The sequence below is a fragment of the Planotetraspora thailandica genome (genome assembly GCF_016863335.1).
Lineage (GTDB): Bacteria > Actinomycetota > Actinomycetes > Streptosporangiales > Streptosporangiaceae > Planotetraspora > Planotetraspora thailandica.
In genome coordinates, this window is sequence record NZ_BOOR01000051.1 from 91,984 (window position 1) to 111,826 (window position 19,843).

General features: G+C 69.8%; 20 protein-coding genes. 7 read left to right on the forward strand and 13 right to left on the reverse strand.

Annotation, left to right across the window (positions count from 1 at the left end):
- Positions 1–88 precede the first annotated feature (88 nt).
- The 3 genes from Pth03_RS28900 to Pth03_RS28910 all read left to right on the forward strand — a co-directional run bounded on the left by Pth03_RS28900 (position 89) and on the right by Pth03_RS28910 (position 4,570).
- A complete protein-coding gene (locus Pth03_RS28900; RefSeq protein ID WP_203947562.1) occupies positions 89–1,069 on the forward strand; it encodes an aldo/keto reductase in 981 nt (326 codons plus the stop codon).
- Positions 1,070–1,120: 51 nt separating this feature from the next.
- The gene (gene polX, locus Pth03_RS28905) at positions 1,121–2,806 is read left to right on the forward strand and encodes a DNA polymerase/3'-5' exonuclease PolX (RefSeq protein WP_203947563.1); all 1,686 of its coding nucleotides are present in this window, start codon (positions 1,121–1,123) and stop codon (positions 2,804–2,806) included.
- A 210-nt stretch (positions 2,807–3,016) separates the two neighbouring features.
- On the forward strand, positions 3,017–4,570 hold the full coding sequence (locus Pth03_RS28910) for a WS/DGAT/MGAT family O-acyltransferase (protein ID WP_203947564.1): 1,554 nt from the start codon (positions 3,017–3,019) through the stop codon (positions 4,568–4,570).
- Here the strand turns inward: Pth03_RS28910 and Pth03_RS28915 are convergent.
- The 12 genes from Pth03_RS28915 to Pth03_RS28970 all read right to left on the reverse strand — a co-directional run bounded on the left by Pth03_RS28915 (position 4,567) and on the right by Pth03_RS28970 (position 15,939).
- The gene (locus tag Pth03_RS28915; protein WP_239119449.1) at positions 4,567–5,121 is read right to left on the reverse strand and encodes a TetR/AcrR family transcriptional regulator; all 555 of its coding nucleotides are present in this window, start codon (positions 5,119–5,121) and stop codon (positions 4,567–4,569) included. The two genes, Pth03_RS28910 and Pth03_RS28915, sit on opposite strands and share 4 nt — an antisense overlap.
- Positions 5,122–5,247: 126 nt before the next feature.
- Entirely contained in the window at positions 5,248–6,858 is a 1,611-nt protein-coding gene (locus tag Pth03_RS28920) for a monocarboxylic acid transporter (RefSeq protein ID WP_203947566.1), read from the reverse strand.
- Entirely contained in the window at positions 6,855–7,181 is a 327-nt protein-coding gene (locus Pth03_RS28925) for a DUF485 domain-containing protein (protein WP_203947567.1), read from the reverse strand. Before Pth03_RS28925 ends, Pth03_RS28920 begins: the two co-directional genes overlap by 4 nt.
- Positions 7,182–7,365: 184 nt before the next feature.
- A complete protein-coding gene (locus Pth03_RS28930) occupies positions 7,366–8,838 on the reverse strand; it encodes a sodium/solute symporter (protein WP_203947568.1) in 1,473 nt (490 codons plus the stop codon).
- Positions 8,835–9,206 (reverse strand): hypothetical protein, encoded by a 372-nt coding sequence (locus Pth03_RS28935; protein WP_203947569.1) that lies wholly within the window; start codon positions 9,204–9,206, stop codon positions 8,835–8,837. The genes Pth03_RS28930 and Pth03_RS28935 overlap by 4 nt, the downstream gene beginning before the upstream one ends.
- Positions 9,207–9,209: 3 nt before the next feature.
- Positions 9,210–9,962, reverse strand: coding sequence for a LytR/AlgR family response regulator transcription factor (locus tag Pth03_RS28940; protein WP_203947570.1), 753 nt, complete (start codon positions 9,960–9,962; stop codon positions 9,210–9,212).
- Between the two features lie 94 nt (positions 9,963–10,056).
- A complete protein-coding gene (locus tag Pth03_RS28945) occupies positions 10,057–11,238 on the reverse strand; it encodes a sensor histidine kinase (protein WP_203947571.1) in 1,182 nt (393 codons plus the stop codon).
- A 31-nt stretch (positions 11,239–11,269) separates the two neighbouring features.
- A complete protein-coding gene (locus tag Pth03_RS28950) occupies positions 11,270–11,716 on the reverse strand; it encodes an HIT family protein (RefSeq protein WP_203947572.1) in 447 nt (148 codons plus the stop codon).
- A gap of 335 nt (positions 11,717–12,051) precedes the next feature.
- Positions 12,052–13,212, reverse strand: coding sequence for an acyl-CoA dehydrogenase family protein (locus Pth03_RS28955; protein WP_203947573.1), 1,161 nt, complete (start codon positions 13,210–13,212; stop codon positions 12,052–12,054).
- Between the two features lie 36 nt (positions 13,213–13,248).
- The gene (locus Pth03_RS28960) at positions 13,249–13,653 is read right to left on the reverse strand and encodes a phage holin family protein (RefSeq protein WP_239119450.1); all 405 of its coding nucleotides are present in this window, start codon (positions 13,651–13,653) and stop codon (positions 13,249–13,251) included.
- A 133-nt stretch (positions 13,654–13,786) separates the two neighbouring features.
- The gene (locus Pth03_RS28965) at positions 13,787–15,232 is read right to left on the reverse strand and encodes a sensor histidine kinase (protein ID WP_203947574.1); all 1,446 of its coding nucleotides are present in this window, start codon (positions 15,230–15,232) and stop codon (positions 13,787–13,789) included.
- Positions 15,229–15,939 carry a response regulator transcription factor gene (locus tag Pth03_RS28970; RefSeq protein WP_203947575.1) on the reverse strand — a complete coding sequence of 237 codons (711 nt, stop codon included), beginning with the start codon at positions 15,937–15,939 and terminating at the stop codon, positions 15,229–15,231. Before Pth03_RS28970 ends, Pth03_RS28965 begins: the two co-directional genes overlap by 4 nt.
- Positions 15,940–16,127: 188 nt before the next feature.
- On the opposite strand from Pth03_RS28970, the gene Pth03_RS28975 reads away from it, so the two are divergent.
- The 3 genes from Pth03_RS28975 to Pth03_RS28985 are packed head-to-tail and all read left to right on the forward strand — an operon-like array spanning position 16,128 to position 18,704.
- Positions 16,128–17,441, forward strand: a complete 1,314-nt coding sequence (locus Pth03_RS28975; protein WP_203947576.1) for a ferredoxin reductase family protein — start codon at positions 16,128–16,130, stop codon at positions 17,439–17,441.
- A gap of 7 nt (positions 17,442–17,448) precedes the next feature.
- Positions 17,449–17,970: an FMN-binding protein gene (locus Pth03_RS28980; protein ID WP_203947577.1), complete on the forward strand. Its 522-nt coding sequence runs from the start codon at positions 17,449–17,451 to the stop codon at positions 17,968–17,970.
- The gene (locus tag Pth03_RS28985; protein WP_239119451.1) at positions 17,967–18,704 is read left to right on the forward strand and encodes an FAD:protein FMN transferase; all 738 of its coding nucleotides are present in this window, start codon (positions 17,967–17,969) and stop codon (positions 18,702–18,704) included. Before Pth03_RS28980 ends, Pth03_RS28985 begins: the two co-directional genes overlap by 4 nt.
- A 219-nt stretch (positions 18,705–18,923) precedes the next feature.
- Here the strand turns inward: Pth03_RS28985 and Pth03_RS28990 are convergent, their stop codons facing one another.
- Positions 18,924–19,397, reverse strand: coding sequence for an HNH endonuclease signature motif containing protein (locus Pth03_RS28990; protein ID WP_203947578.1), 474 nt, complete (start codon positions 19,395–19,397; stop codon positions 18,924–18,926).
- 105 nt (positions 19,398–19,502) lie between these two features.
- Between Pth03_RS28990 and Pth03_RS28995 the strand changes: the two genes are divergently transcribed.
- The coding region (locus Pth03_RS28995; protein ID WP_203947579.1) for a hypothetical protein at positions 19,503–19,843 on the forward strand (341 nt) is incomplete at its 3' end.

The window sequence follows — 19,843 nt, forward strand, 5'->3', positions numbered from 1 at the left end:
GGTATGGTTCGCGCCGCCGGATTTCTGCTGACACGATGATCCCTTCCGCGATAGTCATGGGTCTCCGAATGATCCAAGGAGAGCGGACATGGACTACGTACGGCTCGGCTCCACCGGAATGAAGGTGTCGCGGATCTGCCTCGGCATGATGAGCTACGGCGACCCGGCGTCGTGGGGCGGCTGGGTGCTCGATGAGGAGCACGCGGAACCGATCGTCCGCCAGGCGGCGGAGGGCGGCGTGACCTTCTTCGACACCGCCGACGTGTATTCCGGTGGCGTCAGCGAGCAGGTCACCGGCAGCTTGCTGCGCAAGATCTTCCCCCGCCGCGACGACTACGTGCTGGCCACGAAGGTCTACTTCGCGACGGGCGCCGGCAAGAACGACGCGGGGTTGTCGCGCAAGCACATCATGTCCGCGATCGACGCCTCGCTGGAGCGGCTCGGCACCGACTACGTGGACCTGTACCAGATCCACAGGTTCGACCCGGAGACCCCGGTCGAGGAGACGATGGAGGCGCTCCACGACGTCGTCAAGGCGGGCAAGGCCCGCTACATCGGGGCGTCGAGCATGTGGGCCTGGCAGTTCGCCAAGGCGCAGCACACCGCCGAGCGGGGCGGCTGGACGCGGTTCGTCAGCATGCAGGACCACTACAACCTGCTGCACCGGGAGGAGGAGCGGGAGATGATCCCGCTCTGCCTCGACCAGGGCGTCGGCCTGATCCCGTGGAGCCCGCTGGCCCGGGGCCTGCTCGCCCGCGCGGGCGCTCCCGCCGAAACCACCCGCCAAGGCATGAACGGCGACCGCCTGCGCCAGGAGCAGCTCTACGGCGGGTACGGCGACGCCGCGATCATGGAGCGGGTGGCCTCGACCGCGGCCTACCGGGGCACGAGCGCCGCCTCGGTCGCCCTGGCCTGGCTGCTCAGCCGCCCCGCCGTGGTCGCGCCGATCGTGGGCGCCACCAAGGAGCACCACGTCGCCGACGCCCTGGCCGGGGCCTCGCTCAAGCTGTCGGAGGACGAGATCGCCTTCCTCGAGGAGCCCTACCAGACCCGGCCCCAGCAGTTCTGATCCCGGCACGCTCCGGCCCGGGGGACTCCCCCGGGCCGTACGCTGATCTCCATGGGACGGGCGAATGACGAGGCGGCGGCGGCGCTCGAGGAGTACGCGGACCTGTTCGCGCTGACGGGTGGCGACGCCTTCCGGGTGCGCAGCTACCAGAAGGCGGCGAAGTCCATCGCGGGCTTCCCCGAGGACCTCAGGAGCACCGACGTACGGAAGATCCCCGGCGTGGGCGAGGCGATCGCCAAGAAGGTCGAGGAGTTCCTCGCGCGCGGGAGTTTCCGCCAGCTCGACGACCTGCGCGGCAAGGTGCCCGACGGGGTGCGCAGGCTCACCCGGATCCCCTCGCTCGGGCCGAAGAAGGCGCTGTTCCTCTTCCAGGAGCTCGGCATCGACTCGCCGGACGCGCTCGCCGAGGCCATCCGCGCCGGCCGGCTCACGGGGCTGCGGGGCTTCGGCGCCAGGACCGAGGAGAACCTGCTCAAGGGCATCGAGCAGATGGAGAGCTCGGGCGGCCGGGTGCACCTCGGCATCGCGACCGACCTCGCCGAGCGGGTCATCGCCTCGCTCCCCGCGGAGCGGATCGCATTCGCCGGGTCGCTGCGCAGGAGCCGCGAGACCATCGGCGACATCGACATCCTGGCGGTCGGCCCGGCCGGCCTGATGGAGACGTTCGTGCGGCAGCCGTACGTCACGGAGGTGATCGCGAACGGCGAGCGCAAGACCTCGGTGCGCACCGACCGCGGGCTCCAGGTGGACCTGCGGCTCGTGCCTGAGCGGTCGTGGGGCGCGGCCATGGTGTATTTCACCGGCAGCAAGGAGCACAACGTCCGCATCCGCGAGATGGCCGTCAAGAAGGGCTGGAAGCTGTCGGAGTACGGCCTGTTCGACGGCGACGACAACGTCATCGCGTCGGAGACCGAGGAGGACATCTACCGGGCGCTGGGCATGCAGTGGGTGCCCCCGGCGTTGCGGGAGGACGGCGGCGAGGTCGCGGCGGCGCTGCGCGGGGAACTGCCCGAACTGGTGCGCCTGGAAGACGTCAAGGGCGACCTGCACACCCACACCGACCTCACCGACGGGATCGCCTCGCTGGAGGACATGGTGGCCGCGGCGGCGCTGCGGGGGTACGCGTACTACGCCGTCACCGACCACGCGCCCGACCTGGCCATGCAGCGCATGACTCTCGACAAGGCCCTCGAACAGCGGGCCCAGCTAGCCGCCCTTCAACTGAAATATCCGGACATGCGGTTGCTACACGGCACCGAGCTCAACATCGCGCCGGACGGGTCGGTCGACTGGCCGGCCGACGTACTGGCCGGGTTCGACGTCTGCGTCGCCTCCGTGCACTCGCACTTCACCCAGCCGCGCGAGGAGATGACCCGCCGCTTCATCGCCGCCTGCGAGAACCCGCACGTCCACATCATCGGCCATCCGACGACGGGCAAGATCGGCAAGCGTCCTCCGGTGGACGCCGACTGGGACGCGGTCTTCCGCGCCGCCGCGCGCACCGGGACGATCATGGAGATCGACAGTTTTCCCGACCGGGCCGACCTTCCCTCCGACCTCGTACGGCTCGCGCGCCACCACGGCGTGAAGTTCTCCATCGACAGCGACTCCCACGCCATCCCCCACCTCGCACACCAGAGGTTCGGCGTCGGAATCGCCCAGCGGGCCTGGCTCACCACCGAGGACGTGGTCAACACCTGGCCACTCGACCGCCTTCTCACCCATCTCGGGCACTGATCTTCTTTGCGGACGGCATACGACACCATGGGGCATCCCACCAGCGAGATCGGGGAATGTCACCCGCAGTCAGCCAGGCGACGTTTCGCGGACGACGCGAGATCGGAGCGCGTCGTGCTGAAGGAATCTCCAGGAGATGACGGCGAAATGTCTCGGTAACTCTCTGCCGCGATTATTGTCACTCTCCGGAGGCGAGCAGAGGGGACGAGCATGCGCCAGCTGACGGCACTCGACGCCCAGTTCCTGAGCGTCGAGTCGAGCACCACCGCCGCACACGTGGCCGGGCTGGCGATCCTCGACCCGTCGTCCACCCCGACCGGCGCCCTCACCCGGCAGTGCCTGATCGGGCTGCTGCGCGAACGCATCCACCTCGCCCCTCCCCTGCGGATGAAGCTGGCGGGCCTGCCGTACGGACTGGACCGGCCGTACTGGGTGGAGGCCCGCGACATCGACCTCGACGAGCACGTGCACGAGTCCGCGCTTCCCGCGCCGGGCGACGACCGGCAGCTCGCCGAGCACGTCGCACGCATCCACGCCCGCCGGCTCGACCGGAGCAGACCCCTGTGGGAGCTGCACCTCATCACCGGCCTTTCGGGCGGGCGCGTGGGCGTCTACACAAAGGTCCACCACTGCGCCATCGACGGCGTCTCCGGGTCGGAGATCCTGTCCACCCTTCTCGACCCCTCCCCCGAACCCCGCCTCATCGAGGCTCCGGCTCCCGCCCCCGCCGAGCCCGAGCCGCCCAGGGCGCCGGGACTGCTGCCGATGCTGGCCGGGGCGGTGGCCCGCTCGATCGTGCAGCCCGTCGAGACGTTGCGCTCGATCGCCCGCGCCGCGGCCGACCTCGACGCCATCCCGGTCGTGGCGGCGCTGCCGGGCGCGCGGCTCATCGCCGAGGTGACCCGCCGGGTGACGGGCGACGACAGGCCCCTGCCCGAGTTGCCGCCCCTGGTCGCGCCGCGCACGCCGTTCAACGGGCCCATCTCCGCGGAACGCGCCGTCTCCTTCGGGTCGGTCCCGATGACCGACGTCAGGAAGGTGGCCCGGTCGTTCGGGATGAGCCCCAACGACGTCGTCATGACGCTGTGCTCGTCGGCGTTGCGCGGCTGGCTCTCCGACCACGGCGCCCTGCCCGACCGGCCCCTGATCGCGGCCGTGCCCGTCGCGGTCCGCCTGCCGGGCGGCGACACGATCGGCAACCGCATCTCCGCCATGATCACACCGATGGCGACGGACGTGGCCTGCCCGAAGGAACGGCTGGCGACCGTGCGCTCCACCATGGCCGCCGCCAAACGGCGCTTCGCGATGTCCCACAGGACCTGGCTCAGCGACGTGTGCGCGATGTTCCCGGCCGCGTTCTCCGCGCTGGCCACCCCCGCGATCTTCCGGCTCGCGGGCATGGCCGGGGCGGGTATCAACCTCATCGTCTCCAACGTGCCGGGCCCGCGCACCCCGCTGTACCTGTGCGGGGCGCGCATGCTCTCCTACCACCCGATGTCGGTGATCACGGATGTCACCGGCGGGATCAGCATCACCTGCGTGTCGTACGGCGGGCGGCTCGACTTCGGCGTGGTCGCGTGCCCGTCCCGGGTGCCCGACGCGTGGTCGCTGATCGACCATCTGCGTCAGGCGATGGACGAACTGCTGGAGCTGGTGCCGGAGGCGCAGGTCCCATCGGCACCGGAGGAGATCGTGCCGGAACAGGCCAGGTCGAGGAAGGCCGGGCCCGCCGAGGAGACCGTCCGGGAGAAGATCCCGGCCTAACCCAGGGCGTGTGCGATCAACTCGGCCACCGCGTCGGGGTCGATGTGGTGCCCCGTGAGCGTGCACAGGCTCTCTTGGTAGAGCAGGACGGCCGCGAACGTGGCCGCCGCGGCCTCCAGCCTGGCGGCGTCGCCTCTGCTGCCCGGCAGCGCGAGCTCCAGGGCGAACCTCGCCCGTCTGATGATCTCGGCGTTGAGCCGGCCGATCCGTTCACGCACCGAACGGTGGGTGTCGGCTTCCCGGAACAGGATGCGCCGCATGTCGGGCGAAGCCCGCAGGGGAATCATGCGGGCCAGCTTCGACAACGCGCCCGCGGCGTCACCGGGAACCGCCTCGACGTCCTCCTCGGTGACCGCCGTGCGCTCGTCGACGAGTGAGACCAGCACGTCGATCTTGCGGGGGAAGTAGTGGAAGACCAGCCCCTTAGGCACACCCGCGAGCTCGGCGATCCTGGCCGTCGGCGTCGCGTCGTATCCGCCGCCCGCGAACAGCTCCTCGGCGGCGTCGAGGATGCGGGTGCGCGCCCCGCCCGTTTCGAGTAAGCCCTCCACAGGCAGACCATGCCATACCTGGAGCCTCAACACCATGCCGTCACGAAGACGCAACCCTGTGGACACCACAAGGCCCGGCCGCGGGAGGGGAGGTCGCGGCCGGGCCCAGGGGTAGGGGTCAGGAGGTCAGTGCTCGGTGGCCTGTTCGGCGCCGACGCCGGTGAGCGAGCGGACCTCGATCTCGGCGTACTTCGACGCGTTGTACTCCTTGCTGAAGATCGTCCCGAGGTAGCCGCACAGGAAGCCGATCGGGATCGAGAAGATGCCAGGGTTTGACAGCTCGATCAGGTGGAAGTCGACGTCCGGGAACATCGCGGTCTTCGCTCCGGAGACGGCCGGCGAGAAGATCACCAGGACGAGGGCCGAGATGAGGCCGCCGTAGATCGCCGAAACCGCGCCGGCGGTGTTGAACCTCTTCCAGAACAGGCTGTAGAGGATCGCCGGCAGGTTGCCCGAGGCCGCGACCGCGAAGGCCAGGGCCACCAGGAAGGCGACGTTGAGCGACTGGGCGGGGATGGCGAGGGCGATCGCGATCGCGCCGATGACGAACGCGGCGATCCGCGCGACCCGCACCTCCTCCTTGTCGGTGACCTGGCCCTTCTTGAAGACGTGGGCGTACAGGTCGTGGGCGAAGCTCGACGAGGAGGCGAGGGTGAGGCCGGCGACGACGGCGAGGATCGTGGCGAACGCGACCGCGGCGATGACGGCGAGCAGGATCGTGCCGCCCACCTCGCCGAAGATGTCCGCCCCGATGGCCTCGGCCAGCTGCGGCGCGGCCGTGTTGCCCGCCGCGTTCGCCGCTGCGATCTTCTCCGAGCCGACCACGGCCGCGGCCCCGAAGCCGAGGACCAGGGTCAGCAGGTAGAAGACGCCGATGATGCCGATACCCCACATGACCGACTTGCGAGCGTCCTTCGCGGTCGGCACGGTGTAGAAGCGGATCAGGATGTGCGGCAGGCCCGCCGTGCCCAGCACGAGCGCGAGGCCCAGGCTGATCAGGTCGATCTTGCCCCAGATGCCCTGCGCCTCGGTGCCGTACTTGAGACCGGCGTTGAGGAAGGCGTCACCCTTGCCGCTCTGCGCGGCGGCGTCACCGAGCAGAGTCGACAGGTTGAAGCCGAACTTGCCGAGGACGAGCAGCGTCACCAGGGCGGCGCCGGTCATCAGCATGACGGCCTTGACGATCTGCACCCAGGTGGTGCCCTTCATGCCGCCGATCACGACGTAGATCACCATCAGCAGGCCGACGGCGATGATCGTCCACACCTTGCCGGACTCCGACGTGATGCCCAGCAGCAGGCCCACGAGGGCGCCCGCGCCGACCATCTGCGCGAGCAGGTAGAAGATGCTGACGACGATCGTGGAGACTCCGGCGGCCGTGCGGACCGGACGCGGGGACATCCGGAACGCGAGCACGTCGGCCATGGTGAACTTGCCGGAGTTGCGCATCAGCTCGGCGACGAGCAACAGCGCCACCAGCCAGGCGACGAGGAAGCCGATCGAGTAGAGGAACCCGTCGTAGCCGGACAATGCGATGATCCCGGCGATGCCGAGGAACGACGCGGCCGACATGTAGTCGCCACCGATCGCCAGGCCGTTCTGCACACCGCTGAACGAGCGGCCGCCGGCGTAGAAGTCGGTGGCGGTCTTCGTGTTGCGGCTCGCCCAGAAGGTGATCGCCAGGGTTCCCGCGACGAACACGAGGAACAGGATGGTGGCGAGGGTCTCGTGCTTCACCGGCTCTTCTCCTCAACCTGTCCGCGGAGCTCGTCGGCGAGCGGGTCGAGCTTCTTGGCCGCGTGACGTGAGTACGCCCAGGCGATCAAAAACGTGGATACGAACTGCAACACGCCGAAGACCAGCGCGACGTTGATTTCGCCGAACAGCTTGGTGCCCATGAAGCCCCGGGCGAAGCCCGACAAAACCACGTAGAGCAGGTACCAGGCGAGGAACGCGACGGTCATCGGGAAGGCCCAGGAACGATACCGGCGGCGCAACTCCTGGAACTGAGCGCTGCTCTGTATGTCCTCGTACACCGATGAGTCGTGTTGTACGGTCACATGCCCTCCTTCGACAAGTGATCTGGATCACTTCAACGTAGGAGTGCGCTCTCCCTCTTACGAGACCCGTACGCCGCCGCGTCGCCCAGCCGTACCGGCCGCTCGCTCGCCTGGAGTGCCCCGCGACGAAAGGTCGGTTGCGCGCGCCGAACGGCGGGTCAGACCGAGCAGCTAAACCGAGCAGCTACACCGAGCGCGGCCGCCAGTCGCCGCGGTCGACGTTCAGCGTCTCCGGGGTGTGCAGGCGCACCATCGTGCGGGCGACGCCGGGCGGCACCCGTGACGGAGTGAGCAGTGAGACCACCACCATGACGGCGAAGGCCACCGGCACCGTCCAGGCGGCGGGCTGCGACAGCAGCGCCCCCGCCCAGCCCGTGTCGGGCCCGCCGGTGATGGTCGCCAGCACCGCCGCGCAGGCCAGCCCCCCGCCGATGAGCAGGCCCGCCATCGCGCCGATCGTCGTCAGCCTGCGCCACCAGATGCCGAGCACGAGCAGCGGGCAGAACGACGAGGCGGCGACCGCGAACGCCAGGCCGACCACCGTGGCGACCGGCATCGAACGTGACATGCCGGCCAGGGCGAAGGGCACCACGACCGCCAGGACGGTCGCCACGCGGAAGGAGCGCACCCCCCCGCGCAGCATGTCCTGGGCGATCACTCCCGCGACCGAGACGGTCAGCCCCGACGACGTGGACAGGAACGCCGCGAACGCCCCCGCCGTGATCAGCGCCGTCAGCAGGTCGCCGCCCATGCCGCCGACCAGATGTCCGGGCAGTGACAGGACCACCGTGTCGGTCGCCGGCAGGCCGTACACCCTGCCGAGGTAGCCGTAGATCGCAGGCATGAGATAGAAGGCCCCGAGCAGCGTCAGGACCACCAGGGTCGTACGGCGGGCCGCCCGGCCGTCGGGGTTGGTGTAGAACCGCACCAGCACGTGGGGCAGCCCCATCGTGCCGAGGAACGTCGCCAGGATCAGCGAATAGGTCTCATAGAGGGGATGCTCGCGCCCGTGCAGCGGCAGAGCCCACGGGTCGCCGGGCGGCAGCCCGGGGAATCCGTCCGACCGCCACGCGAGCAGCATGAACACGAGGGGCACGGCCAGCGCGGTGAGCTTCAGCCAGTACTGGAACGCCTGCACGAACGTGATCGAGCGCATGCCGCCCGACAGCACGTTGGCCGCGACCACCCCCGCCACCACCAGGCCCCCCGCCCATTCGGGCGCGCCCGTGATCGTACGGAGGACCAGCCCGGCGCTCTGGAACTGCGGCATCAGGTAGAACCAGCCGATGAGCACGACCAGCACGCTGGAGACCCGGCGCACCGCCATCGACTCCAGCCGCGCCTCGGCGAAGTCGGGCAGCGTGTAGGCCCCGGACCTGCGCAGCGGCGCCGACACGAGCACGAGCAGCACGAGATAGCCCCCGGTCCACCCGACGGGCAGCCACAACATGTCCGCGCCGTAGGTGATGAGCAGCCCCGCGATGCCGAGGAACGAGGCCGCCGACAGATACTCCCCGCCGATCGCCGAGGCGTTCCACAGCGGCGAGACCGTGCGGGACGCCACGTAGAAGTCCGACGTGGTGCGCGACATGCGGATGCCGAAGGCGCCGATGAGGATCGTGGCCACCGCCACGAGGACGATCGCGGCGATGCTCACCGGCGTTCCACCAGGTCGGCGAAGTCACGCTCGTTGCGCTCCGCCTGCCACACGTACAGCCAGGCGCCCGCGATGAACGCGGGATAGATGAGCCCGGCGAGCACCACCCACGGCAGCGGCAGGCCGAGCAACTGGGCGGAGCGCAACTCGGGGACGAGGAAGAACAGCAGCGGAAGGCCGCCGACCAGGCACGCCAGCAACGTGCACACGAACAACGCGAGCCGGAACTGGGTGCGCACCAGCGAGCCCATGTAGACCTCGCCGAGCCGCGTCTGCTCGTCGATCTCACGCGTCAGCGGGTGACGCGGCCTGCGTGCGGCCGCCGTGCGCGGGCTGGTCACGACGACCCTGCGTGGCTTGCCCGTCATCGCTCACTCTTCCCGTTTGGCCTTGCGGGCCCGCCGTACCAGCAGGTCGCGTAACTCCCTGGTGTGGCGTCGGCTGACCGGGATCTCCGTGCCGCCGACGCGCACCACGCACTTGCCCGAATCGATGTGCAGCTCGTCGATGTGCTTGACCGCGACCAGATGGCTGCGGTGCACCCGCAGGAATCCCGCCGACGCCCAGCGCTCCTCCAGCGCGGCAAGCGGGATGCGGACCAGGTGGCTGCCGGTCGCCGTGTGCAGGCGGGCGTAGTCGCCCTGCGCCTCCACGTACCTCACCTCGGCGCTGGTCACGAACCTGGTCACCCCGCCGAGCTCGACCGGGATCGTGTCGGCCCGCGGCACCGCGTCGACGACCGTACGGCTCCCGCAGACGCGCCTGATCGCCTCCGCGAGCCGCTCTGGCCTGACCGGCTTGAGCAGATAGTCCTCGGCTTTGAGCTCGAACGCGTCGACCGCGTGGTCCTCGTAGGCCGTCACGAACACGATCTTCGGCGGGCTCGTGAACCGGGTCAGCAGCCGGCCCAGCACGACGCCGTCCAGGCCGCGCATGCGGATGTCGAGAAAGACGGCGTCGACCGGATGCCCCTCGGCGATCGCGCGGTCGAGGAGTTTCAGCGCCGCGGCCCCGTCGCGCGCGGTCAGCACGTCGCCGATGCGCGCGTCGGCGCGCAGCAGGTACGACAGGTCGTCCAGAGCAGGCTGCTCGTCGTCAACCGCCAGGATCCGCAGGCCGGTCACGCTCCGCTCCTCTCACCGACGAATCCCCTAGAGAGTGATGACCCGGACATCGGAAAGTCAACGCCTCCTGTCATCACGACCCGATCACAGCCCGTCAATTGGCTGAAACTCCGGGGTGATACTTCGGCACCCGCACCGTTACCTTCGTGCCGGCCCCATGACCGGTCTCCACCACGAGCCCGTACTCGTCGCCGTACACCTGCCGCAGCCGCTCGTCGACGTTGGCCAGCCCGATTCCGCCGGCGCCCGACCGGTCCTCCCCCGCCAGCACCTTGCGCAGCCGGGCCGGGTCCATGCCGATGCCGTCGTCCTCCACGGTGATGCCGCACTCCGCGCCCGCGTCCTCCGCGATGATCGTGATGTGCCCGACGCCCGGCTTGCTCTCCAGGCCGTGCCGTACGGCGTTCTCGACGAGGGGTTGCAGGCACAGGAACGGCACGGCGACGGCCAGCACCTCGGGCGCCACGCGGAGCGTCACCTGCAGTTGGTCGCCGAAACGAGCCCGTTCGAGGGTGAGATAACGGTCGATCGACCGCAGTTCCTCGGCCAGCGTCGTGAAGTCGCCGTGCCGGCGGAAGGAGTATCGCGTGAAGTCGGCGAATTCCAGCAGCAGCTCGCGGGCCTGCTCGGGGTCGGTGCGCACGAACGACGCGATCGTGGTGAGCGAGTTGTAGATGAAGTGCGGCGATATCTGCGCGCGCAACGCCCTGACCTCGGCCTCCATGAGCATCGTCCGCGAGCGGTCGAGCTCGGCCAGCTCGAGCTGGGAGTCGACCCACCGGGCCACCTCCTGCGCGGCCCGTACGAGACCGGCCGAGGCGTGGTCGCCGTAGGCGGCGAGCGAGCCGACGACCCGCTCGTCGGTGGTGAGAGGCACGACGACGGCGTGCCGGACGGGACATTCGGGCAGGCCGCAGTCGAGCGACAGCACCTGGGTGCGGCCGTCCTCCAGCGTCTCGGCCGCGTGGGCGAAGGCCTCGTGGGCGTGGTGCTCCCCCACGCCGTCGTAGACCAGCAGCTCCTCGCCGTTGGTGATGGCGATCGCGGGCGAGCCGAGCAGCTCGCGCAGGTGGCGTGAGGCCTTGAGTACCCCCGCCGAGGTCAGCCCCGCCCGCAGCGGCGGCGCGGCCAGCGACGCGGTGTGCAGGGTCTCGAACGTGGCCCGCTCGGCCGGGCTGCTGCCGAGATCGCGGCGCCCGCGCACCACGCGCCACAGGACGGCGGCCGGAACCGCGACGAGGACGGCGACGACGAGAGCGGCGACGAGCGGTTCCACGCCGCCGGAGCCTACTCGCGTGCGGGCGCCTTTACATTGTAGATTTTTTTAAGGCCGTGCGGATGCGGTCGGCGGTCTCCTCGGCCTCCGCGTCGCCGGCGTATTTGACCCGCGGCCAGAAGAAGCCGCGCAGGCCGTCCTTCTTGTTCCGCGGGACGATGTGGACGTGCAGATGAGGCACGCTCTGGCTGACCTTGTTGTTCATGGCCACGAAGGTGCCGGCCGCCTCCATGCCCTCCTCGACCGCCCGGGCCACGGCCTGGACCCGCTCGAAGAAGGGACCCACCACGTCGCCGGGGAGGTCGGCGAGCGTTTCGACGTGGAAGCGCGGCACGACCAGCACGTGCCCCTTGAACACCGGCCGCGCGTCGAGGAAGGCCGTCACGACTTCGTCGGAGTGCACGACCTGCGCCGGCCTGTCCCCGGCCGCGATCTCACAGAACAAGCACCCGGCCACCAGGCCCCGCTCGTCACCCATCCCCTCACCCTATGGCCGTGATCACACACCCAGGTGGCCCCCCATATGGCGTGACCACACACCCCATGTGGCGTGATCATGCAGAAGTTCGTGAAGATACCCGCCGACCTGGGGAAACCCGTTTCGTGATCATGCAGAAGTTCGGGGAAACACCCCTGACCAGGCATGGCACAGTTCGTGATCATGCACGACGGCGCCACGTGCATGATCACGAAAGCCGTACGCGCAGGTCAGCGGGCATCCGGCCGAACTTCTGCATGATCACGACTAGGGTTTTCGCAGCTCATGCCGTATGCCGGCGAACTTCTGCATGATCACGGGCAGGCGGGGGTTGGTCACCAGCCGAGGGTGGTGGTGCCTTGGATCAGGGCGCGGGCGATGACCAGGCGCTGGATGTCGTTGGTTCCTTCGCCGATCGCCATCAGGGGCGCGTCGCGGTAGAGCCGCTCAACGACGAAATCCTCGGAGTACCCGTAGCCGCCGTGGATCCGCATGGCCTCCACCGTGGCCTTGAGCGCGACCTCCGAGGCGAAATATTTGGCCATGGCGGCCTCGCTGGTCGCGGCGCCCGCCTCCGAGCGCATAGCCGCCCAGTACGACATCAGCCGAGCCGCCTGGATCTCCGTGGCCATGTCGGCCAGCTTGAGCTGCACGGCCTGGAAATCGGCGATGGGCTGACCGAAAGCCTGCCGCTGCTGCGCGTACTCCAGCGCCGCCTCGTAGGCGCATTGGGCGACGCCCACGGCCCGCGCGGCGATGTTGACGCGCCCCAGTTCCAGCGCCGACAGCACCTGCTGCATGCCCCTGCCCTCAACGCCGCCGAGCAGGCAGGACGCGGGCACCCGGACGTCGGTCAGCACGACCTCACACGTCTCGGTGCCCCTGTATCCGAGCTTGGGCAGGTCCCTTCCGACGGTGAAACCCTCACGCGAGGCGTCGACCAGCAACACCGACATGCCCTTGTGCGCCGGCGACTCCACGGAGGTCTTCACCAGCACGGGCAGCGGGTCGGCGTGCCTGGCGTTGGTGATCCACGTCTTCGTGCCGTTGATCACGTAATGGTCGCCGTCCCTGACCGCCCGGGTGACGATGCCCTGCAGGTCGGTTCCCGCCCCCGGCTCTGTCAGGGCGATCCCGGTACGGCGGGCCCCGGTGGCGAGGTCGGGAAGGTAGTGGCTGCGCTGCTCGGGCGTGCCGTGACGGGCGATCATCCAGGTCGACAGGGAGTGGGTGCCGAGGATGCCGGCGACCCCCATCCACCCGCGGGCGATCTCCTCGAACACCAGGGCGAAGGAGACGCGGTCGAGGTCGAGCCCACCGTACTCCTCGGGCACGGTGATGCCGAACAGGCCCATCTCGCGGAAACGCTCGATGATCGTGTCGGGGTAACGCCCGCTGCGCTCCCACTCCGAGGCGACGGGCACGATGTCCCTCTCGACGAACTCCCGCAGCGTCCGCTGGAACAACCGCTGGTCCTCGTCGAGCTCGAAGTCCATCACGCCTCCCTCGGACCGCTCGCGCCAGCGGGGCTGTCACCGGGACACTTTGTGCGTGGCGGCCTCGATGTCGGACTTTATCCCGTGAATCGCCCGGTCCGGCATCGGCGGCGCGGCCTGCGACACCTGGCCCTTGCCGAGCATTCCCAGCACCGCGGCGACGATCAGCAGCAGCACACCGATGATGAGGGCGCTCGCCCATCCGGGCAGCACGAGGGCGAGGGCGAGGATGGCCGCCGCCACCAGGGCCGCCCCGCCGTAGAAGGCCATGGCGCCGGCGCCGCCGAACAGGCCCGCTCCCCGGCCCGCGCGTTTGCCCTTCTGCGTCATCTCCAGCTTGGCCAGCCGCATCTCGCCGCGGACGAGGCGTGACACGTCCTCGGAAAGGCGCCGGACGAGTTCGCCCGTGGACGGCGATCCTTTGATCATCTGGTCGGTCATAACCCGCCTCCCTTCCAGCGCTGCGTGCCGCCGTACCCCGAGGCGAGGCCCCTAACCCTGGCGCAAAGAGGGGTGAAGGTCTCTGCCACGAGCCGGCCGGGGACCCCTCGTGACCGGGCAAAACGGGCCAGTGTCACCCGGCCGGGAGCACCACCCGGAAGACCGTACGGCCGGGGCGGCTGTCCACCTCGACGGTCCCCTCGTGGGCGGCGACGACCGCTCGCACGATGGACAGGCCGAGTCCGCTGCCGCCCGACGCCCGCGAGCGGGCCTTGTCGACCCGGACGAATCGTTCGAAGATCTCCGGCAGCGACTCCTCCGGTATGCCCGGGCCGTCGTCGGTCACGGTCAGCTCCACAGCGTCTGCTCTGGTGCCTGCTCCGGTGCCGGCCGCGGGGGCCCGCAACGCGACGGTCACCGTGGTGCCCTCCGGCGTGTGCAAACGGGCGTTGCCGAGCAGGTTGGCGATCACCTGGTGGAGCCGGTCGGCGTCCCCGGTCACGGTCACCGGCTCCTCGGGGAGCTCCAGCCTCCAGCGGTGACGGGGAGCCGTCACGCGCACGTCGCCGGTGGCGTCGATGACCAGGCGGCTGAGGTCGACCTCGTCACGCGCCAGCGGCCTGCCCTCGTCGAGCCGCGCCAGCAGGAGCAGGTCGTCGACGATGGAGCGCATACGGGCCGTCTCCGCGTCGATCCGCTCCAGGGAGTGCCGTACGCCTTCGGGGACCTGCGCGGTGTCGCGGCGGGCGAGCTCCACGTGCGCACGCACCGACGCGAGCGGCGTGCGCAGCTCGTGGCTGGCGTCGGCCGCGAACGTGCGCATGCGCTGCTGGCTCGCCTGCCTGCTGGCCAGGGCGTCGCCCACGTGGAAGAGCATGCGGTTGAAGGCCGCGCCGACCTGCCCCACCTCCGTGCGCGGATCCTCGTACGGCACGCGCTCCGGCAGCTCGACCTCCCCGCTGGCCAGGGGCAGTTCGGTCACCCGGCGAGCCGTGGCCGCGACCCGCTGCAGGGGACGCAGCGACAGCCGTACCCACATCGCCCCTGCGACGCCGGTCACCAGCAAGACGGCGGCGAAGACGGCGGCCTCGACGATCTGCAGCCGGTGCATGGTCGCGTTGGCGCCCTCCAGCGGGAGCCCGTCGATCAGCACGTCGCCGTCCGCGCCCGCCACTGCCACCACACGGTAGTCGTCGAGGGACGACAGCTCGACGGAGTGAGGGCGGCCGTCGAGCGGAACCGCGGCCAGCACGGCCGCGTCGGACGCGGACAGGTCGATGCGCCGGGTCGCCGTGGTCACCACGGCGGCGTCGGTCACCTTCCCGTTCAGGAGGCGCACACCGAGCGTGCCGGGTGACTGCCCCCTGCTGTCGCCGTGCTCACCGTTGTCGGCGTGATGCTCCAGGCTGGCGGCGAACCTGCCGACCGCCACCGGCAGCTGCTGGTCCACCCGCTGGAGCAGGAATCCGTGCAGCGCGAGCGACGTGGCCACGCCGATCGCGGCACAGGCGAGCGCGAGCAGCACGAGCACCCCGGCGACCAGGCGGGCCCGGATGGTGCGCGGAATGATCCTCCTCATCGCCGCTCTACGGGTCTGAGCACGTAACCCACCCCCCGGACGGTATGGATGAGCGGTGTCCGGCCGGCGTCGATCTTCTTGCGCAGGTAGCTGATGTACAGCTCGACGACGTGCGCCTGCCCGCCGAAGTCGTAGGACCAGACCCGGTCGAGGATCTGCGCCTTGCTGACCACCCGGCGCGGGTTGAGCATCAGGAAGCGCAGCAGTTCGAACTCGGTGGGCGTGAGCTCGACGTAGTAGCCCCCGCGGGTGACCTCACGCGCGTCCTCGTCCATCACGAGATCGCCCACGACCAGCGGCGTGCCCATCGCGATCTGGGCCATGCCGGCGCGGCGCAGCAGTCCCCGCAGCCGGGCCAGGACCTCCTCCAGACTGAAGGGCTTGGTCACGTAGTCGTCGCCGCCGGCGGTGATGCCGGCGATCCGGTCCTCCACCGCGTCCTTGGCCGTGAGGAACAGCACGCACACGTGCGGGGCCTCGGCTCTGAGCCGCCGCAGCACCTCCAGGCCGCCGATGTCGGGGAGCATCACGTCGAGCAGCACGGCGTCGGGGCGGAACTCGCGGGCCTCGGCCACAGCGGTCAGCCCGTCGGAGGCGGTGCGCACACTCCAGCCCTCGTAGCGCAGGACCGCGCTGAGGACTTCGACCAGGTCGGGCTCGTCGTCGACGACGAGGACCCGGACGGGGGTGCCGTCAGGTCGGAGCATCGTGGGAGTCGGGGATGGAACGGCCTGCATGCCTCCATGAATCCTTACTGACCGCTGTGCCGGCCTCTGGGTTTGCTCTGAGAATGCTCTGAATCGTCCCACTTGATCCTGTTCAAAGGCATTTCAGAGGTTCGGATGGCACGGTGGTGATCCACAGCAGCAGTCCGAGAACGATAGGAGACGCCGGTTTGAAGGGGTTGAGCCCGATCGCCGTCCTTGTAGCGATCGGCGCGGGTGCGGTCGCCGTACTGGGACTGTGGTGGTCGAACACCCCCGTCGTGGCCGGGCCGGCCGACTGGATAACCGGCGCGGGGCGCATCACCGGACTGCTGGCCGGATACGCGATCACGGTGCTGCTCGCGCTCATGGCCCGCGTCCCCGCCCTGGAGCGCGGCGTCGGATCCGACCGGCTCGCACGCTGGCACTCGATGGGCGGGCGGTACGTCGTCGGGCTGGCCGTCGCCCACACTCTTCTGATCATCTGGGGATACGCCGTGGCCGACGGCGACAACGTGATCAGCGAGACCGTCACGCTGAACCTCACCTATCCCGACGTGCTCAAGGCGAGCGCGGCCGTCCTCCTGCTGGTTGGAATCGGCGTCATATCGGCCCGGGCGATCAGGCCCAAGCTGCGCTACGAGACCTGGTTCCACCTGCACTTCTACACGTATCTCGCGGCGTGGCTCGCGTTCGGGCACGTCCTGTCGGACGGCGCGGAGTTCGTCGGCGACCGCCTGGCGAGCCTCGCGTGGTACGCCCTCTACATCGCCGTCGCGCTGCTGCTGCTCTGGTACCGGTTCCTCACCCCGATCCGCCGGGCCGTACGGCATCGCTTCGTGGTGAGCCGGGTCGTCGCAGAGGGCCCGGGCGTCGTGTCGGTCCACATCGCCGGGCGGCGCTTGGACCGGCTCGACATCCAGCCGGGCCAGTTCTTCCGGTGGCGGTTCCTGACCCGGGATCTGTGGTGGTCGGCCAATCCCTATTCGTTGTCGGCCGCACCCCGCCGCGGCGAACTGCGCATCACCGTGAAGGACCTCGGCGACCACAGCCGGAGCCTGGCCCGGCTGCGCCCCGGCACGCGCGTCATCGCCGAAGGTCCGTACGGCTCCTTCACGGCGGAGCGCCGCCGGCGGCGCCGGGTGCTGTTGATCGCCGCCGGGGTGGGCATCACACCGCTGCGGGCGCTGTTCGAGTCGATCCCGGCGGAGCCCGGCGACCTGACGCTCCTCTACAGGGCCCGGGGCACCCGCGACCTGCTGTTCCGCGCCGAACTGGAGAACATCTCCGCCCGGCGAGGCGCCCGGCTCCTCTACAGCGTCGGCCCCCGCAGCGTGGTCGGCGACGCGTTCTCACCCCGTACGCTGTCGGATCTGGTGCCCCATCTTCGCGATCATGACGTCTACGTGTGCGGACCGGCCGACATGACCGGCCGCGTGATCCCCGCGTTGCTGGTGGCGGGCGTGCCCGGCCGCCGCATCCACCACGAGTCGTTCGAGTTCTGAGGAAACCATGCGCAGAGCGATCTTCGCCGTGCTCGTCACGGCCGTGGGACTGATTTTGTTGTTGTCGTTCAAACCGCACAGCCTCACCTCAGGCGACGAGCCTCTCTCCGCGGTGGCGGGCCCCGATCCCGGCTCAAGTGACTCTTCGGGGGATTCGTCGGGCTCGTCGGGTTCGTCAGGCGGCTCCTCGGGCGACTCTTCGGGCGGCTCTTCGGGCGGCTCTTCGGGCGGCTCTTCGGGCGGCGCGAAGAGCATGGGGGGCAACGCGGTCAAGGGCGACGCCGTCGACACGGTCTGGGGACCCGTCCAGGTGCAGATCACGCTCTCCGGCAAGAAGATCACCAAAGTTCTGGTGCTGCAGGCCCCGGACGGCAACCGCAGAGACCAGGAGATCAACGACCGCGCGCTGCCGATCCTGAACCAGGAGGCGCTGGCCGCCCAGTCCGCCCAGATCGACTCCGTCTCGGGTGCCACGTACACCAGCGAGGGCTACATCCAGTCCCTGCAGAGCGCCCTGGACAAGGCGTGACGCGGCACGCCGAACACGTCATGGGCACCGTCGTCTCGTTCGACGTGCGGACCGGCCATTCGCCTGAGGGCCTGTCCGCGGCCGTGGAATGGCTGCACCAGGTGGACGCGGTCTTCTCGACCTACCGGCGCGGCAGCGCCGTCAGTCGCCTGGACAGGGGCGAGACGACTGTGGCCGCTTGCCCCCCGGAGGTCGCCGAGATCCTGGCATTGTGCGGCAAGGTGTCCCGGGTCTCGGGCGGCTATTTCACCACCCGGCCCGCCGGACGCCTCGACCCGTCAGCCATGGTGAAGGGCTGGGCAATCGAACGCGCCTCGCGCATCATCACGGAAGCAGGCGCGACCGACCACTGCGTCAACGGCGGCGGCGACGTCCAGCTCACCGGCTCCGCCGCTCCCGACCGGCCGTGGCGGATCGGCGTCGCCCATCCCCTGCGGCCCGGTGAACTCGTCGCCGTCGTCACCGGCAAAGGCATCGCGGTGGCGACATCCGGCACAGCCGAGCGGGGAGCGCACATCGTCGACCCGCACACCGGCCGGCCGGCGACCGCGCTGGCCTCGATAACCCTGGTAGGGCAGAGCCTCACCCTCACCGACGCGTACGCCACCGCCGCATTCGCCATGGGAGACGCCGCCCGCGACTGGGTGGAGGCCCTCGACGGGTACGAGGCATTCGCGGTCACATCCTCCGGCCGCATCTGGCACACGAGCGGCTTTCCCCGCTTCACGGCGTGATCTCCTCTCGCGTGGTCGGGCGGGACCCTCGTGATGGGCAGCACTCATGAAGCGAAGACCCCTCGTCTGGACGACGTGCGATCTCGCTCGTTGTGCTCCGCTTCCCGCAGCTGGGCGAGTTTCTGCGCGCCTTCGTGCTGGCCCGCCCTCGGTCACCTGGCCAGTGGCCCATGTTTCAGGGGCCCATGTCTCAGCGGCCCCACGTCAGGGCGGCCTACGTCAGGGCGGATCTCCGCTCATGGGTGGAACGACGGTCGGAGATGACGCCGGCTTTCGAGGTGACGCTGTGCTCGGCGGCGGCCGTCGGGTTCGGTAGCGGGGGCCGGTGTAGGTGTAGGCCCAGCGGTCTTTGCCTTCCCGGCGGCGTACGTACCGTTCGGGGTGCCGGTAGCGGTCGCGGTTGTGGTGCTGGCACGCCGGTCCGAGGAGCTTGAGGTTGGTCAACCCGCCCGCTACCCAGTTGTCGGCGTGGTCGATCTGGCACAGGGTGGCCGGGAGGGGGCAGCCGTCGATCCAGCAGGTGCCGTATCGGGCGAAGACAGCCTTGCGCTGCGCACCGGTGGCCAGCCGTACGGCACGCCCCATGTCGAGCACTTGCCCGTCGGCATCCATGACCAGACGCATCAACGTAGAGGTACGCGCCAGCCGCGCTATGTCGGTCGGGGACAGGAGTTGGCCGGTGGCCAGCAACAATCCCGGCACCTTCCACCGCAACAACCGACGCCCTCGATCACCCGACTCCGGTTGCCGTTGGTGCCGTGTCGCGGAGGAGGCCTGCGCGGATCGCTCCCGGGCCCGGTGACCGATGTTCTCGCCGCCGTGCCGACCGAAGCCACCAGCACCGTCCGCGCTGGGCTCTTCCGTGCCACGGATGTCGGCCCGGCCGTTGTCATCCGCGCCGTCGGCATCGTCCGGGTCAGCAGTATCGTCGGCCGCGTTGCCGTCGTCGTGGGCGGCATCGGTGGTGTTGTCATCGCCGTCCATGCTGGTGTCATCTGTGTCATCGGCCACATCGCCAGCGTCGTGGTCAACGTCATGGTCGGCGGCGGTGTCGTCGGCCACGTCGTCTGTGTCGCCGTCGTCTTCGGTGGTGGGGTGGTCGGTGGGGAGCGACTCGGCGTTGACCAAGACAAGCAGTT

Bases quoted from the DNA above. Each gene is read 5' to 3' on its own strand.
- Pth03_RS28900 (WP_203947562.1), top strand. From the start codon at position 89: ATGGACTACGTACGGCTCGGCTCCACCGGAATGAAGGTGTCGCGGATC.
- polX (WP_203947563.1), top strand. From the start codon at position 1,121: ATGGGACGGGCGAATGACGAGGCGGCGGCGGCGCTCGAGGAGTACGCG.
- Pth03_RS28910 (WP_203947564.1), top strand. From the start codon at position 3,017: ATGCGCCAGCTGACGGCACTCGACGCCCAGTTCCTGAGCGTCGAGTCG.
- Pth03_RS28935 (WP_203947569.1), bottom strand. From the start codon at position 9,206: ATGACGGGCAAGCCACGCAGGGTCGTCGTGACCAGCCCGCGCACGGCG.
- Pth03_RS28950 (WP_203947572.1), bottom strand. From the start codon at position 11,716: ATGGGTGACGAGCGGGGCCTGGTGGCCGGGTGCTTGTTCTGTGAGATC.
- Pth03_RS28955 (WP_203947573.1), bottom strand. From the start codon at position 13,212: ATGGACTTCGAGCTCGACGAGGACCAGCGGTTGTTCCAGCGGACGCTG.
- Pth03_RS28960 (WP_239119450.1), bottom strand. From the start codon at position 13,653: ATGACCGACCAGATGATCAAAGGATCGCCGTCCACGGGCGAACTCGTC.
- Pth03_RS28965 (WP_203947574.1), bottom strand. From the start codon at position 15,232: ATGAGGAGGATCATTCCGCGCACCATCCGGGCCCGCCTGGTCGCCGGG.
- Pth03_RS28970 (WP_203947575.1), bottom strand. From the start codon at position 15,939: ATGCTCCGACCTGACGGCACCCCCGTCCGGGTCCTCGTCGTCGACGAC.
- Pth03_RS28980 (WP_203947577.1), top strand. From the start codon at position 17,449: ATGCGCAGAGCGATCTTCGCCGTGCTCGTCACGGCCGTGGGACTGATT.